Raw genomic sequence first — 14,714 nt, 5'->3', positions numbered from 1 at the left:
ATCGGGGCGTTTGCTTTGGGCCAGCTTCAGTCAGAAAGTTTTCACACAGTCTGCTCGGGCGGCGTTTTCATTTCTGCAACAGCCTCGCAGGAAGCGTCAGCCTTCGCTGCCGGCAACAGGCTCGGTTTCCATATCCCAGCCACCACCCAGCGCCTTGAACAACTCCACCTCACTGACCATTTGTGCCAGACGATCACCAATGAACTGTTGCCGCACGCTGAACAGCTGACGCTGGGCGTCGAGCAGGGTCAGATAACTGTCCACACCCGTCCGGTAACGACGCTCGGCCAGACGGAAGTAATCTTCACTGGTCTCCAGCAGATCGCGCTGTGCCTGTACCTGGCGGGCGTAGGTTGCCTGCGCTGCCAAGCCATCGGAAACTTCACGGAACGCAGTCTGGATAGCCGACTCGTACTGGGCCACCTGAATATTGCGGCTGATCTCGGCGTAATCCAGGTTTGCCCGCAGCTGTCCGGCATTGAAGATCGGCACGCTGATGCGCGGCGAGAAGTTCCAGTAGTCGGACCCGCTGCCGAACAGACCGGACAGCTCGCTGCTGGCGCTACCCACAGCGCCCGTCAGACTGATACGCGGAAAGAACGCAGCCCTGGCCGCGCCAATATTGGCGTTGGCCGCACGCAACTGGTGTTCGGCGCGAATGATGTCGGGGCGCCGATAAAGCAGATCGGAAGGCAAACCAACCGGCAGATCCGCCAGCTGATCTCGCTCCAGCGCCCCACCCGGCGACAGGTCGGGCGCAACACTTTGCCCCAGCAGCCGGCTCAGCGCATTGCGGTCCTGGGCAACCAGGCGTGTGTACTGTTCGATACGCACGCGAGCACTATCCACCGAGCTGCGGGCCTGGCTCAGCTCCAGCGCCGATGCGACACCTACATCGAAGCTGCGCTGGGTGAGCGAGAAGCTTTCCTCGAAGGCCTTGAGCGTATCGCGACTGACTTGCAGCAGCGCCTGATCGGCCTGCAGGGTCAGCCAGGCGTTGGCAACGCTGGCAATCAGGCTGATACGGGCACTGCGTTGCGCCGCTTCCGTGGCGAAATACTCTTCAAGTGCCTGTTCACGGAGACTGCCCAGACGCCCGAACAGGTCCAGTTCCCAGGCCACACCGAGCGTCGCAGTGTACTGACTGCCAATATTGCTTTGACCGGTCTGGTTGAGATCACCAGGCGTACGGGTGCGGCTGCCGGAACCGTCGGCACTGATCGCCGGCAACAGGTCGGCACGCTGGATACGGTACAGCGCGCGATAGGCCTCAACGTTGAGCGCGGCAACTCGCAGATCGCGGTTGTTCTCCAGCGCCACACCAATCAGCTGGCGCAGCTGCGGATCGCGGAAGAATCGCTGCCAGTCCAGATCCTGTGCCTGGCCCTGACTCGCGCTGCCTTGTGCATAGGCTTCGCCTTCGGGCCAGTTGGCCGCAGCAGGCGTATCCGGACGCTGATAGTCAGGAATCAGCGAGCAGCCGCTGAGTGCTGCCGCCAGCGCCAATGTCAGTACGGACTTGTTCATTGCGCATCTCCTTTCTGCTCGTCAGGAGCGGCCTTTTTGCGTTCCAGCGAAGACACCAGAACATAGAACAGCGGTACCCAGAAGATCACCAGCACGGTTGCGGTGATCATCCCGCCGATAACGCCGGTCCCGATGGCATGGGAGCTGCCTGCACCGGCGCCACTGGCCAATGCCAAGGGCACAACGCCCAGGGTGAAAGCCAGCGAGGTCATGACGATTGGGCGCAAGCGCATCCGGCAGGCCTGTACGGCAGCATCGAAGCGGCTCATGCCCTGCTCGTGCAGATCCTTGGCGAATTCCACGATAAGAATGGCGTTCTTTGCCGTCAGGCCGATGGTGGTCAGCAAGCCGACCTGGAAGAACACGTCATTGGACAGGCCACGGCCCATGGTCGCCAACAATGCACCGATGACACCGAGCGGCACGACCAGCATCACTGCGAAGGGGATCGACCAGCTTTCATAAAGCGCCGCCAGACAAAGAAATACCACCAGCAATGACAAGGCATAGAGCGCCGGCGCCTGATCACCGGAGAGCCGCTCCTCGTAGGACAGGCCCGTCCAGGAAATCCCCACGCCTGGCGGCAACTGCTGGGCAAGCTCTTCCACTACCGTCATGGCATCTCCTGAGCTATAGCCCGGTGCTGCCTGCCCCATGATTTCCATCGCCGATACGCCGTTGTAACGCGACAGCTTGGGCGGACCATAGATCCACTCGCCGCTGGCGAAGGCGCTGAACGGCACCATTTCGCCCTGATCGTTGCGCACGAACCACTTGTTGAGGTCTTCCGGATTCATCCGCGCGCTGGCCTCGCCCTGCATATACACGCGCTTGACGCGACCACGATCGATGAAGTCGTTGACGTAGCTCGAACCCCAGCCAATCGACAGCGCATTATTGATTGCACTGTGGGAAAGCCCGAGCACTCTTGCCTTCTCGTCATCGATCAGCAATTTGTACTGCGGTTCGTCATTCAGGCCGTTGGGGCGTACGTTGGCGAGCATCGGATGCTGCCCGGCAAGGCCGAGAAACTGATTGCGCGCCGCCATCAGCGCATCATGACCAACGCCGGCACGGTCCTGCAGGAAGAAGTTGAAGCCGGTGGCATTACCCAGCTCCATGACCGCAGGCGGGGCGAAGGCGAACACCATGGCGTCACGGAAGGTGCCGAAGCGCTGTTGTGCACGCTGCGCCAGCGAGGCCACGTCCTGCCCTTCGGCGGTGCGCTCATCCCAGGGCTTGAGCCCGATAAAGGCCATCGCGGAATTCTGTCCACGCCCGGCGAAGTTGAAGCCGGTAATGGTGAACACCGAGTTGACCACGTCGCTCTCTTCCTTCAGCAGATACTCGCGCACGGCGTCGATGGTCTGCTGGGTGCGCTCCGCGGTTGAACCGGCTGGCGTCTGGACCTGAGCAAAAAGTACGCCCTGATCCTCTTCGGGGAGGAACGAGGTGGGCAGCTTGGTAAACAGCAGGCCCATGGCGGCAACGATGCCCAGATACAGCAACAAATAGGGAATCTTGCGCTTGAGCACACTTCGCACACCATTTTCATAGCGCCCCACACCCCGCTCGAAGGTGCGGTTGAACCAGCCGAAAAAGCCGCCCTTGGCGTGATGATGCCCCTTGGGGATTGGTTTGAGCATCGTTGCGCAAAGCGCCGGGGTGAAGATCAGCGCCACCAGTACCGACAGCGTCATCGCCGAGGCGATGGTGATCGCGAACTGCCGATAGATGACCCCCGTGGAACCACCAAAGAAGGCCATCGGCACGAACACCGCCGAGAGCACGAGACCGATGCCGACTAGCGCCCCCTGAATCTGCCCCATGGATTTGCGTGTCGCCTCAAGCGGAGACAGCCCTTCCTCGGCCATCACCCGCTCGACGTTCTCCACCACCACGATGGCGTCATCCACCAGCAGACCGATGGCCAGCACCATCGCGAACATGGTCAGGGTATTGATGCTGAAGCCGAACATCGAGAGCACGCCGAATGTACCCAGCAGCACCACCGGCACCGCCAGCGTTGGAATCAACGTGGCACGGAAGTTCTGCAGAAACAGGTACATCACCAGGAATACCAGGGCGATGGCTTCAAACAGGGTGTAGACCACACCGGTAATAGAGGCCGACACCACAGGCGAGGTGTCGTACGGATAGACCACCTCCATGCCTAGCGGGAAGAAGGGTTCCAGCTCGGCAATGGTGGCGCGGACGGCCTTAGCCGTATTCAATGCATTGGCACCCGTTGCCAGCTTGATGCCTATCGCCGAGGCCGGCATGCCGTTGTACAGCGCACTGATGGCCGAGTTCTGTTCTGCCAGTGCAACCCTGGCGACATCACCCAGGCGCACCTGTGAGCCATCGCTGTTCACCTTGAGCAGAATGTCGCGGAACTGCTCGGGCGTTTGCAGCCGCGTTTTGCCAATGATGGTCGCACTGAGCTGCTGGCCCGGCACCGCCGGCAAGCCGCCAAACTGTCCCGCCGAAATCTGCACGTTCTGCGCGCGGATCGCCTCGGCAACATCCACGGGCGTCAGCGCATAATTGTTCAGTTTGGCCGGATCAAGCCAGATGCGCATGGCGTATTGCGAACCGAACACCTGGAAGTCGCCCACGCCGGCCGTCCGCGAAATGGGGTCCTGGATATTGGAAACAATGTAGTCCGACAGATCGCCGCGGGTCATGCTGCCATCGGTCGAAATCACGCCGAGCACCATGAGGAAGTTACGGACCGACTTGGTGACCCGAATGCCCTGCTGCTGGACTTCCTGGGGCAGCAACGGTGTGGCCAGCTGCAGCTTGTTCTGCACCTGGACCTGGGCGATATCCGGATCAGTGCCCTGCACGAAGGTCACGGTGATCGACATGCTGCCGTCGGAGTTGCTCTCCGAGGACATATAGCGAAAGCCGTCGATGCCGTTCAGCTGCTGCTCGATGACCTGCACCACGGTGTCCTGCACCGTCTGTGCGGATGCACCGGGGTAGCTGACCTGAATGCCGACTGCAGGCGGCGCAATACTGGGGTACTGATTGACCGGCAGGCCGAGAATGGACAGGCCGCCGGCCAGCATGATCACCAGGGCGATTACCCAAGCGAAAATGGGGCGGTCAATAAAGAATCTGGACATGGGGTGATTATCCTTGGCTCAGCCTTACTGGGCTTGTGGCTGGGCGGCGGCAACATTGCTGGCCGGAACGGGGTTGACCTCGACGCCCGGAGCAATGAACTGCAGCCCCTCGGTGATCAGGCGATCACCGGCATTGAGCCCTTCGGTCACCAGCCAGCGGTTGCCAACGGTACGCGCTGTCGTGACCTGACGCGCCTCGACCTTGTTTTCGGCATTGACCACCAGCGCGGTCGCCTGCCCGGTCGGAGTCCGTGTGATGCCCTGTTGGGGCGCCAGAATGGCTTCACTCTTTACCCCGGCGACCAGCCGTGCATGCACGAACATGCCGGGCATCAGCACCTTGTCCGGATTGGGGAAGACCGCACGCAGCACCACCGAGCCGGTTCCGGCATCCACCGATACTTCGGAGAACTCGAGCTTGCCCTCATGCTGGTAGGTGCTGCCGTCTTCGAGGGTCAAGGTCGCTTTCGCCGCGTTCTCGCCCGCTTTCTGCAGTCGCCCCTCGGCCAGATCACGGCGCAGTACGAGCAGGTCGCGCGCCGGCTGGGTGACATCGACGTAGATCGGATCCAGCTGCTGGATGATTGCCAGCTCTTGTGCCTGGCCACTACTGACCAGCGCACCTTCGGTGACGGCCGAGCGGCCAATTCGGCCTGAAATGGGTGCCAGTACCTTGGTGTAACGAACATTGATCCGCGCACGCTCCAGATCTGCCTCTGCCTGCAGATTGGTCGCACGCGCTTCATCGTAGGCCTGCTTGCTTACCGCCTGCTCCTCTACGAGCAAGGCATAACGGTCAGCGAGGGACTTGGTCGAGGCCAGGCTGGCCTGGGCGCTCTTGTAGACCGCCTGGTAGACCGCATCATCGATCTGATACAGCTGCTGTCCCGCCTTGACGTCGCTGCCCTCAGTAAACAGGCGCTTCTGAATAATGCCATCAACCTGCGGACGCACCTCGGCAATACGGAAGGGCTGGGCACGCCCTGGCAGCTCGGTGGTGAGCGCGAAAGGCTCGGCTTTCAGTGTCACGAAGCCAACCTGCGGCGCTTCCTGGGCTGCTGGCGCTGCGGCCTCGTCCTCCTGACAACCGACAAGCAGGGATGCGGCGAAAAGCGTGATCAGGGCAGCACTGGCTGGCTTGAGTGACATGAAGATGAACCTCGTTGGCGGACAGTGCCGGCGCAAGGCAGCGGCGGCAGACTCGAATGGCAGAATGGCGGAAATATACTTACATTCATCACTGTCTGTAAACAAATTATCGCTATATCCGCAGGGTCAGTTAGACGTCTTTTTGTGCGTACCCAAAAGCAGAACGCCGGCTTGCGCCGGCGCCTGTGACAACCTCCGCTTACTGACGAACGCCTTCAACGGAGATGATCAGGTCTACGGTTTGCGAAGCCGGACCAAGATCCATCTTTATGTCGAAGTCCTTCAGTGTCAGCGTGGTCGTGCCTTCAAAGCCGGCGCGGTAACCACCCCACGGGTCCTGACCTTCACCAATGAATTTCGCCGCGATCACTACAGGCTTGGTCACCCCATTGAGCGTCAGATCACCGGTAATATCGGCAGTACCCTCGCCGGTGGACTTGACTGCGGTCGACTTGAAGGTGGCCGTCGGGTGCTTGGCAACATTGAGGAAATCATCGCTGCGCAGGTGCTTGTCCCGCTCAGCATGGTTGGAGTCCAGGCTGGCGGTTTTCAGCGTCACCTCGACCTCGCTGGCTTCCGGCTGCGCCGCATCGAAGCTGAAGCTGCCGTCGAAATCCTTGAAGGTGCCGTACAGCCAGCTGTAGCCCAGGTGGCTGATCTTGAAATTAACGAAGGCATGCTGACCTTCCTTGTCGATCACATAGTCGGCGGCGACAGCCTGCCCGGCGAAGATCATTGAACCCAGGGCCAGGGCAGCGAAAGTTTTCTTGAGCATGGTGAACTCTCCTTTGTTTAGACGTGATCATCAGCGCGACCGAACATCCTTTTCAGGGTCGGATCGCGGTCAATGAAGTGGTGCTTGAGTGCCGCCAGAGCATGCAGACCGGAAAAGATCAGCACCCCCCAGGCCAGGTACTCGTGCACCAGGCCTGCAGCATCCGCTTGATTTGGAATCGAGGTAATCAACGCCGGCACCTCGAACCAGCCAAACACACCGATGGCACGGCCATCGGCGGTGGAAATCAGGTAGCCGGAAATCATCAGAACAAACAGCCCCCCATAGAGCAGGCCATGTCCAGCCTTGGTCGCCATGCGCGTCCTGCGGCCATGGCTGCGCAGAGGGGACGGGGCGGGGCTGACGAACCGCCAGATGACCCGCACCAGCATCAGGCCAAACAGCAGGATCCCGACGCTTTTGTGAATATCCGGGGCGGTGCGATACCAGCCGCTGTAATAGTTCAGCCCGACCATCCAGTAACCCAGCGCGAACAGGCCAACCACGGCAATCGCAACCAGCCAGTGCATAGCAATGCTGACAAGGCCATAGTTGTTTGAAGAATTTCGCCACTGCATCGATAAAGACCCGCGCAATTGATATTCGACAAGCCTAACGATTAACGGATCGGAGTAAGGCGTATTTTTTCGTTTCAAGGTATCGAAGAAGTTGATTGATCACCCGACGCCAGGACCGGGAGCCACTTTCTGCTAGGCTGCGCATCCCTGCCCGTTCGCACAAGGAGCGATGATGAGCCTGAACGACAGCTGGATGCAGCGTGACCTCTCCGTTCTCTGGCATCCCTGCACCCAGATGAAGGACCACGAACAGCTGCCGCTGATTCCCATTCGGCGTGGCGAGGGTGTCTGGCTGGAAGATTTCGACGGCAAGCGCTATATCGATGCCGTCAGCTCCTGGTGGGTCAATGTATTCGGCCATGCCAACCCGCGCATCAACCAGCGCATCAAGGACCAGCTCGATCAGCTCGAACACGTGATGCTCGCCGGCTTCAGCCATCAGCCGGTAATCGAACTGTCCGAGCGGCTGGTCGCGCTCACGCCTGCGGGGCTGGAACGGGTGTTTTATACCGACAACGGCTCGACCGGCATTGAGGTCGCGCTGAAGATGAGTTTTCACTACTGGCGCAACTGCGGCAGGTCGGCCAAACAGCGCTTCGTCACCCTGACCAACAGTTACCACGGCGAAACCGTAGCGGCGATGTCGGTGGGCGATGTCGCGCTGTTCACCGACACTTACAAGCCCCTGTTGCTGGACACCTTCAAGGTGCCGAGTCCGGACTGCTACCTGCGCCCCGAAGGCGTGAGCTGGGAAGACCACTCGCGCACGATGTTCGCGCATATGGAACAGACCCTGGCCGAGCATCACGAAGAAATCGCGGCGGTAATCGTAGAGCCGCTGATCCAGGGCGCAGGCGGCATGCGCATGTATCACCCGGTCTACCTCCAACTGCTGCGCGAAGCCTGCGACCGCTATGAGGTGCACCTGATTCATGACGAAATTGCCGTCGGCTTTGGTCGCACCGGAACCATGTTCGCCTGCGAGCAGGCCGGTATCACGCCGGACTTCCTCTGCTTGTCCAAAGCCCTCACTGGCGGCTATCTGCCGATGGCCGCGGTGCTGACGACGGACAGGCTCTACCAGGCGTTCTACGACGACTACTCAACGCTGCGTGCTTTTCTGCATTCGCACACCTACACGGGCAATCCGCTGGCCTGCGCTGCAGCACTGGCAACGCTGGATATCTTCGAGCAGGACAACGTGATCGAGGCGAACAAGGCGCTCGCCGCGCGCATGGCAACCGCCACCGCGCACCTGGCCGATCATCCGCAGGTTGCCGAAGTCAGGCAGACCGGCATGGCCGTCGCCATCGAGATGGTCGCTGACAAGGCCAGCAAGACGCCCTATCCGTGGCAGGAGCGTCGCGGTCTCAAGGTCTACCAGCATGCCCTGCAACGCGGCGCCCTGCTGCGCCCCCTGGGCAGCGTGGTCTACTTTCTGCCGCCCTACTGCATCACCGAAGAGCAGATCGACTTCCTTGCCGAAGTTGCCAGCGAGGGTATCGACATTGCCACCCGCACAGCAGTCAGCGTGACCGCGAGGCCCGGAGCACCTGTCGATTTTCGCGACCCGGGCTAACAGGCCGTTGAAAAACTACCTACGTTTCTCAACGGCCTGCTAAAGGCAGCGACACGCTTCGAGACAGGCTGCCGATGCTTTAGACTTGCCGCTTCCGACCTGTCTTGCAGCTGCTCACATGCGCCTATCCCGCTTCTTTATCGACGCCCCACTCTCCCTCGGCCAGCACGATCTGCCCGAAGCTCAGGCCCATTACATCGGTCGCGTCTTACGCCTGGCACCTGGCGCTGCCGTGCAACTGTTCGACGGCAGCGGTCAGGAATATCTGGGCGCGCTGCTCGAGGTGGGCAAGAAGCTGGTCCGTGTCGAGCTCCACCAACAGCAGGCGGGGCTGCCCGAGTCGCGCCTGCGGATTCACCTCGGCCAGGGCCTTTCGCGTGGCGAAAGGATGGACTGGGCGATCCAGAAAGCCGTCGAACTGGGTGTTACGGAAATCACGCCGGTTGTCAGCGAACGCTGTGAAGTCCGATTGAAAGACGAGCGGGCCGACAAGCGCCTTGCTCATTGGCGCCAGATCGCCATCAGTGCCTGCGAGCAGTGCGGCCGCTCGGTCATTCCAGAGATTCATCCGCCCATGCCGCTCGTGCAGTGGCTGGGGGTAGAAGCAGCGCTGAAGCTGGTTCTGCATCCCGTCGCCGAGCCGTTATCAGCTCATCAGCACCCGGATTCACTGGCCTTTCTGATCGGCCCGGAAGGGGGCCTGAGCGATACGGAAGTCGCACAGGCGCACAATGCCGGTTTTCATCCTGCCCGCTTCGGCCCGCGCGTATTGCGCACCGAAACAGCGCCAGTGGTCGCCTTGAGTGTGGCGCAGCAGTTATGGGGCGATTTCTAAGGTTCTAGATCAGCCCTGCATCCGCCAGTTTTTGTTCGAGGCCGATGAGATCCGGGATGCGTGCCTGGATATCGCCCAGGTTGACGGCCTCAAGCTCCAGCGAAGCCAGAGGCGCATCCGAACGCGACAGGCTGGCGTCGATCTTGATCGAGCGCGGGATGCCCTGGACCAGCAACGCAATGAACTTGACGTGATCACGACCACCCAAAGCATTGAGAATCACGACCCGAGCCCGCGAACCGGTTTCCGCCTGGCCACCCGATGCAGCCTCGAATGACAGCAGTGGCAGCAGCAGATCGCGCCAAGGCACCTGACCGAGGAACCAGGCGGGTGCATTGCTCTGTACAGCTTGAGGCGTGCGATAGGGGATCAGTTCGGCAACCGCCACGTTGGGCAGCAGCAAGGTACGATCGGCGAGCGGCACCAGCAAGCCGGTAATGCTGTTGACGGCGTCCTGAGTGGTTATCGACTGGCTCATAGAGTATCCGGTTGCAAGGCTGCAGCAGGCCGACTGGCCTGCTGGGCAAGATGGGTGAGCATGGCCTGGGCCAATTCTCGGGGATCCCCGCTAAGCGAGCTGTAACCCCCTTCACGAAGACCATCGGGCATGCTTGAGCACACGCAGGAGTCGGCACGCTGGGTCCAGACACGCCCCCCCTGGCGCAGCAGATAAGCAGCTGCGGCACTGCCATCACTGCCCATGCCACTGAAGGCGATAACACCACAACGACTACCGAACTGTTGCGCCAGGTTCAGCATCATCTGGTCGATAGAGGGGCTGTAGGGCTCGGGCCAGCTGCGTCCACTCAACAGCATGGTGCCGTCCTGGCCGAAACTCATTTCCTGGGCAATGGGTGCGACCACTACCTCGCCACAGCGAATTCTATCGCTGGCACGGCTCTGGTTGACCTGCCACTGGCTATGTCGACCTACCGCCTGCGACAGTGCCGACTCGAAACTTGCCTCGATGTGCTGCGCATAGACAAAGCCGACTGGTAGCCCGGCTGGCAGTGCATCCAGGAATGCCTTGACCGCCTCAGGGCCACCCAGTGACGCAGCCAGCAACCAGACTTCATCAGCGGGCTCACCGACAGCCGAATCGGCCTCGGCCAGAACACCCGGCAAGGTCAAACAGCCAGGACGCTTGATGTCATCGCGCATAACCTCGAGACGCGGACCGACGACTCGCGACGGATCGCCGACCAGCCGCTTGAGCTTGCCGAGCAGGCGCCGCTCCCAGCGTGGGTAGTGTTCCGAATGTCGCTCCGGTGCATGCCCTTCGCCAAAAAGAACCGGGCAGCGGTCGCTCTCCAGCAAGGCATTGACCAGCGGCGAGTCCTCTGTCTGGACCAGATCGACAAGCCACAAATCGGCTTCCACTGCGACCAGATCCCCCTCTTCCAGCCGAGCAGGATCATTGTTGATCACCACCTGGTAGCCATTGCTGCTCAATGCCTGCTGCAGCACATGACGCTGCAGCGAGGTGTCGGCAATCACGCCGATGCGTGCCGCCTCCAGTTCACTCATGGTGAGTAACCAGTTGCTGGATGGTTTCGAGCAGCAGCGATTCCTGATACGGCTTGCCGAGATACTCGTTCACCCCGATGGCCATTGCCCTGTCCCTGTGCTTTTCGCCGGTACGCGAGGTGATCATGATGATTGGCAGATCTTTCAGACGCTCGTCGTGACGCACCAGGGTCGCAACCTCGAAGCCGTCCATCCGGGGCATTTCGATATCCAGCAACATGATGTCCGGCTTGCGCTCCTGCAACTGGGTGATTGCATCGACACCGTCCTTGGCAGTCAGCACATTCATGCCGTTACGTTCCAGCAGGCGGCTGGTGACCTTGCGTACGGTAACGGAGTCGTCCACCACCATGACCAGGGTCGGCCGGTCGATTTCCACATCGACAGGCTGATCTTCGCCAATCAGACGCAGCGGCTGCTGCTGTGTCAGCAGATGGGCGTGAAGCACGCGAATGGTGGCCAGCAGATCGAGGATGACCACCACGCGACCGTCCCCAAGAATGGTCGCCCCGGAAATCCCGGGAACCGTTGCAAACTGCGGGCCCATACTTTTCACCACGATTTCTCGCGAGCCGGCCAGACTGTCTACCTGTACGGCCACACTGTGCTCGTTGGAGCGCACCAGAATCACGGGCAATGGCAGGCTCTGGCCGACCAGTTTGGGTCGCTGACCGTTGTTCAGCAATTCGCCCAGGTAACGCAGCTCGTAGGTTTGCCCGGCATACTCGAAACGTGACGCGCCAGGCTGGTAGTAGGCTTCGAGTTCATAAGGGGAAACACGCACGATACCTTCGATGGTGTTCAGCGGAATCGCATAAAGGTCCTCGCCGGAATACACCATCAGGGCGCGGTTGACCGACACGGTGAAAGGCAGGCGAATCAGGAAGCGCGTACCGACACCCTGTTTCGATTCGATGCCCATGGAGCCACCGAGCTGCTTGACCTCTGAATGCACCACGTCCATGCCGACACCGCGCCCAGATATCTGCGTCACCTGCTCAGCGGTGGAGAAGCCTGCCTCGAGAATGAACTGCAGCACTTCATGGTCGCTCAGGTCAGCGCCTTCGATCATCAGGCCGCGCTCAAGCGCCTTGCGTCGCACTGCCTCGATATTGATCCCCGCCCCGTCATCGCTGAGCGCCAGGACGATGTCACCACCCTCACGCGTCAGTTCCAGTCGGATACTGCCCTGCTCGGGCTTGCCCGCGGCGAGCCGCTGGGGTCCGGCTTCAATACCGTGGTCCACGGCGTTGCGCAGCATGTGTTCCAGTGGCGCCACGATACGCTCAAGAACGCTGCGATCCATTTCCCCCGTCGCATTGCCGACGTGAAACTCGACCTGCTTGCCCAGTTCGCCGGCAATCTGCCGAACGATTCGACGCAAGCGCGGCACCAGTCGGTCGAAGGGCACCATGCGGGTCCGCATGAGGCCTTCCTGGAGTTCGGTATTGACCCGCGCCTGCTGCAACAGCAGCGTTTCCGCATCGCGATTACGCGCCGCCAGTGTCTCCTTGAGGTCCAACAGGTCGGACGCCGACTCGAAGAGCGCACGGGAAAGCTGCTGCAGCTGCGAGTGCCGGTCCATTTCCAGCGGATCGAAATCGTCATAACCCGCGCGTTCTGCTTCGGCCTGGTAGCGGCTCAGAATCTGCGCCTGGGTCTCGGTGTCGAGCCGTCGCAACTGATCACGAACCCGCTCGATGGTGGCTTCCATCTCGCCCAAGGTGAAGCCAACGTCACTGACCTGCTGCTCGACGCGCCCCCGGAAGATCGAGGTCTCACCCGCCAGATTGACCAGACCCTCAAGCAGATCCGCAGGTACCTTGACCAGCTCCTGCGGTGCACGCCGCGACGCGGCGTCCAGCGCTGCCTGCTCGGCGCGACGAATGAATGGCAGCACCTTGGCCGGCGTACTCAATGCCGGAGCCTGGACGCTGGCCGCAACGATTGGTGTCTCCAATTGGATCACAGGCGTGTCAACGCGCGCCTGCTCGTTCGGTGCCTGAGCGTGATCGTCTGCGTAGGTTTCAGACTCGCTCGTCAGCAGCGAGCGCATCGACTCGACTTCCTTGAGCATGGCATCGTAGCCGCGCTGCACGTCAAGGAAGAGGCTTTCCGACCAGGTCCCACCCTGCACCTGGGCTTCCCCGAGACGCTGCTCCAGCTCATGTGCCATATCGCCCAGCCCGCCCTGGCTGGCCAGCCGTGCACCACCCTTGAGCGTGTGCAGGATGCGCATCATGTCCGCCAGCGGGGCCGCACTGTCACGCGTAGCCTCCCAACGGCCCAACGCCGCCTCCATATCTTCCAGAAGGTCATCGGCCTCTTCGACGAAGATGTCCAGGATTTCGGCATCAGCCGCGTTCAATGCAGGATCGTCAGCTGCCTTCAGGGCAACGCTGCTGGGTATGCTCAGCTGCTCATCGGGGCTGGCTCGAAAGTGCCTAATGGTATCGATCAGATCCTGTCCGCCGGGCAACTCACAATAGCTGCGCACTGCATCGAGCATCGCAGCAAGGCGGTCATGACAGGTCTGCAGCAAGGCAAACAATGTTGCGCTGGCCCGGTAGTGACCGGCACACAGGCCTTCGTAGAGGTATTCGAGCTCATGGGCCAGATCGCCGATTTCGCGAATATCTGCCATCCGCGCGCCACCCTTCAGGGTATGCAGATCGCGCTGCAGGGCTTCGACCTCGAAGCTGTTGTCGACATCATTCATCCAGCGCTGCAGCGACAGACCGGCGCGTTCGATGATATCGAAGCCTTCTTCAAGGAATATCTGCACCAGTTCCGGGTCACGCTCTTCCCAAGCTCCGGGGCTTGCTTCAGCAGGTTCTGTGGCTGCCTGGCCCAGAGAGGATTCCGATGCAGACACCTCGGATCCTTCGTCCGACATCCATGACTCGATATCGAAGCTGGGGTCTGGTGTCCATTCAGCGTCGACCGAAGCAGCGCTCTTGGCTACCGTTTCTTCAGCGCCAGCAGCTTGAGCTTCATCCTCATTGACCAGCCAGGCTTCATCGATCAGCCCGGCAAAACCCGCTACGACTGGCTCATTGGCGATTGGCTCGACAGCAATCGCAGCCACAGCCGGCTCAGCGCTGTCAGCTATTTCGCCTTCGAAACCAGGTGCAACACCCCGTCGATATGCCTGGATGCGCTTGATCAGCGCCGCTGCGGTGTCCATCGGCTGGCGAGACTTCAGGTGCTCCAGCTGTGTCGCGAGCAGATCGTGGCTACTCAGAAGCAGTGCGGCAAGTTCCTGCGAGTGGACATAACGTCCGTCAGTAAGCCCCTCGTAGAGGGTCTCCAACTCATGGGCCAGATCACCTATGGGCCGAATTGCAGCCATCCGGGCACCGCCCTTCAGAGTGTGCAGATCACGCAGCAGCGCGGACAGGGCCAGCTGATTGGCGGGATCGGCCAGCCAGCGCTCCAGTGCACTTCCGGCACTCTCAAGCAGGTCGACGGCTTCATCGAGAAATATCTCGACCATTTCCCTATCCTGCTCATCATCCGGCGCAAAATACTCGACTGGCGGGGCTTCGGCTTCGGCTTCGGCTTCGGCTTCGGCTTCGGCTTCGGCTTCGGCTTCGGCTTCGGCTTCGGCTTC

The 14,714-nt window shown here is 60.9% G+C and carries 10 protein-coding genes; 2 read left to right on the top strand and 8 right to left on the bottom strand.

From position 1 onward, the window contains the following. Nucleotides 1-96 precede the first annotated feature (96 nt). The 5 genes from NAV32_RS17135 to NAV32_RS17115 form a co-directional block, all read right to left on the bottom strand. Nucleotides 97-1,527, bottom strand: coding sequence for an AdeC/AdeK/OprM family multidrug efflux complex outer membrane factor (locus NAV32_RS17135; protein WP_256053990.1), 1,431 nt, complete (start codon nt 1,525-1,527; stop codon nt 97-99). Then, nucleotides 1,524-4,658 carry an efflux RND transporter permease subunit gene (locus NAV32_RS17130; protein ID WP_256053989.1) on the bottom strand — a complete coding sequence of 1,045 codons (3,135 nt, stop codon included), beginning with the start codon at nt 4,656-4,658 and terminating at the stop codon, nt 1,524-1,526. Before NAV32_RS17130 ends, NAV32_RS17135 begins: the two co-directional genes overlap by 4 nt. A gap of 24 nt (nt 4,659-4,682) precedes the next feature. Then, nucleotides 4,683-5,807 carry an efflux RND transporter periplasmic adaptor subunit gene (locus tag NAV32_RS17125; RefSeq protein ID WP_256053988.1) on the bottom strand — a complete coding sequence of 375 codons (1,125 nt, stop codon included), beginning with the start codon at nt 5,805-5,807 and terminating at the stop codon, nt 4,683-4,685. A 199-nt stretch (nt 5,808-6,006) separates the two neighbouring features. Then, the gene (locus tag NAV32_RS17120; RefSeq protein ID WP_256053987.1) at nt 6,007-6,582 is read right to left on the bottom strand and encodes a YceI family protein; all 576 of its coding nucleotides are present in this window, start codon (nt 6,580-6,582) and stop codon (nt 6,007-6,009) included. A 17-nt stretch (nt 6,583-6,599) separates the two neighbouring features. Beyond that, nucleotides 6,600-7,160: a cytochrome b gene (locus NAV32_RS17115; RefSeq protein ID WP_256053986.1), complete on the bottom strand. Its 561-nt coding sequence runs from the start codon at nt 7,158-7,160 to the stop codon at nt 6,600-6,602. A gap of 172 nt (nt 7,161-7,332) precedes the next feature. Here NAV32_RS17115 and NAV32_RS17110 point away from each other — a divergent pair, with 172 nt between their 5' ends. After that, entirely contained in the window at nt 7,333-8,739 is a 1,407-nt protein-coding gene (locus tag NAV32_RS17110; RefSeq protein ID WP_256053985.1) for an adenosylmethionine--8-amino-7-oxononanoate transaminase, read from the top strand. 118 nt (nt 8,740-8,857) lie between these two features. Next, nucleotides 8,858-9,574 (top strand): 16S rRNA (uracil(1498)-N(3))-methyltransferase, encoded by a 717-nt coding sequence (locus NAV32_RS17105; protein WP_256053984.1) that lies wholly within the window; start codon nt 8,858-8,860, stop codon nt 9,572-9,574. A 4-nt stretch (nt 9,575-9,578) separates the two neighbouring features. On the opposite strand, the gene NAV32_RS17100 is transcribed toward NAV32_RS17105, so the two are convergent. From NAV32_RS17100 to NAV32_RS17090, 3 genes are all read right to left on the bottom strand, one after another. Further along, entirely contained in the window at nt 9,579-10,052 is a 474-nt protein-coding gene (locus tag NAV32_RS17100; protein ID WP_256053983.1) for a chemotaxis protein CheW, read from the bottom strand. Then, nucleotides 10,049-11,101 (bottom strand): chemotaxis protein CheB, encoded by a 1,053-nt coding sequence (locus tag NAV32_RS17095; RefSeq protein ID WP_256053982.1) that lies wholly within the window; start codon nt 11,099-11,101, stop codon nt 10,049-10,051. The genes NAV32_RS17100 and NAV32_RS17095 overlap by 4 nt, the downstream gene beginning before the upstream one ends. Further along, nucleotides 11,094-14,714 (bottom strand): Hpt domain-containing protein (locus NAV32_RS17090; protein WP_272890326.1); only part of this gene is annotated, 3,621 nt, incomplete at its 5' end. The genes NAV32_RS17095 and NAV32_RS17090, both read right to left, overlap by 8 nt.

The sequence above is a fragment of the Stutzerimonas stutzeri genome (assembly GCF_024448695.1).
GTDB classification, from domain to species: Bacteria; Pseudomonadota; Gammaproteobacteria; order Pseudomonadales; family Pseudomonadaceae; genus Stutzerimonas; species Stutzerimonas stutzeri_T.
The sequence above is the reverse complement of the archived record's forward strand: the minus strand, read 5'-3'. Positions and strand labels throughout refer to the sequence as shown.

Coding starts and splice junctions, on each gene's coding strand:
- NAV32_RS17135 (WP_256053990.1), bottom strand. CDS start 1,527: ATGAACAAGTCCGTACTGACATTGGCGCTGGCGGCAGCACTCAGCGGC.
- NAV32_RS17130 (WP_256053989.1), bottom strand. CDS start 4,658: ATGTCCAGATTCTTTATTGACCGCCCCATTTTCGCTTGGGTAATCGCC.
- NAV32_RS17125 (WP_256053988.1), bottom strand. CDS start 5,807: ATGTCACTCAAGCCAGCCAGTGCTGCCCTGATCACGCTTTTCGCCGCA.
- NAV32_RS17120 (WP_256053987.1), bottom strand. CDS start 6,582: ATGCTCAAGAAAACTTTCGCTGCCCTGGCCCTGGGTTCAATGATCTTC.
- NAV32_RS17115 (WP_256053986.1), bottom strand. CDS start 7,160: ATGCAGTGGCGAAATTCTTCAAACAACTATGGCCTTGTCAGCATTGCT.
- NAV32_RS17110 (WP_256053985.1), top strand. CDS start 7,333: ATGAGCCTGAACGACAGCTGGATGCAGCGTGACCTCTCCGTTCTCTGG.
- NAV32_RS17105 (WP_256053984.1), top strand. CDS start 8,858: ATGCGCCTATCCCGCTTCTTTATCGACGCCCCACTCTCCCTCGGCCAG.
- NAV32_RS17100 (WP_256053983.1), bottom strand. CDS start 10,052: ATGAGCCAGTCGATAACCACTCAGGACGCCGTCAACAGCATTACCGGC.
- NAV32_RS17095 (WP_256053982.1), bottom strand. CDS start 11,101: ATGAGTGAACTGGAGGCGGCACGCATCGGCGTGATTGCCGACACCTCG.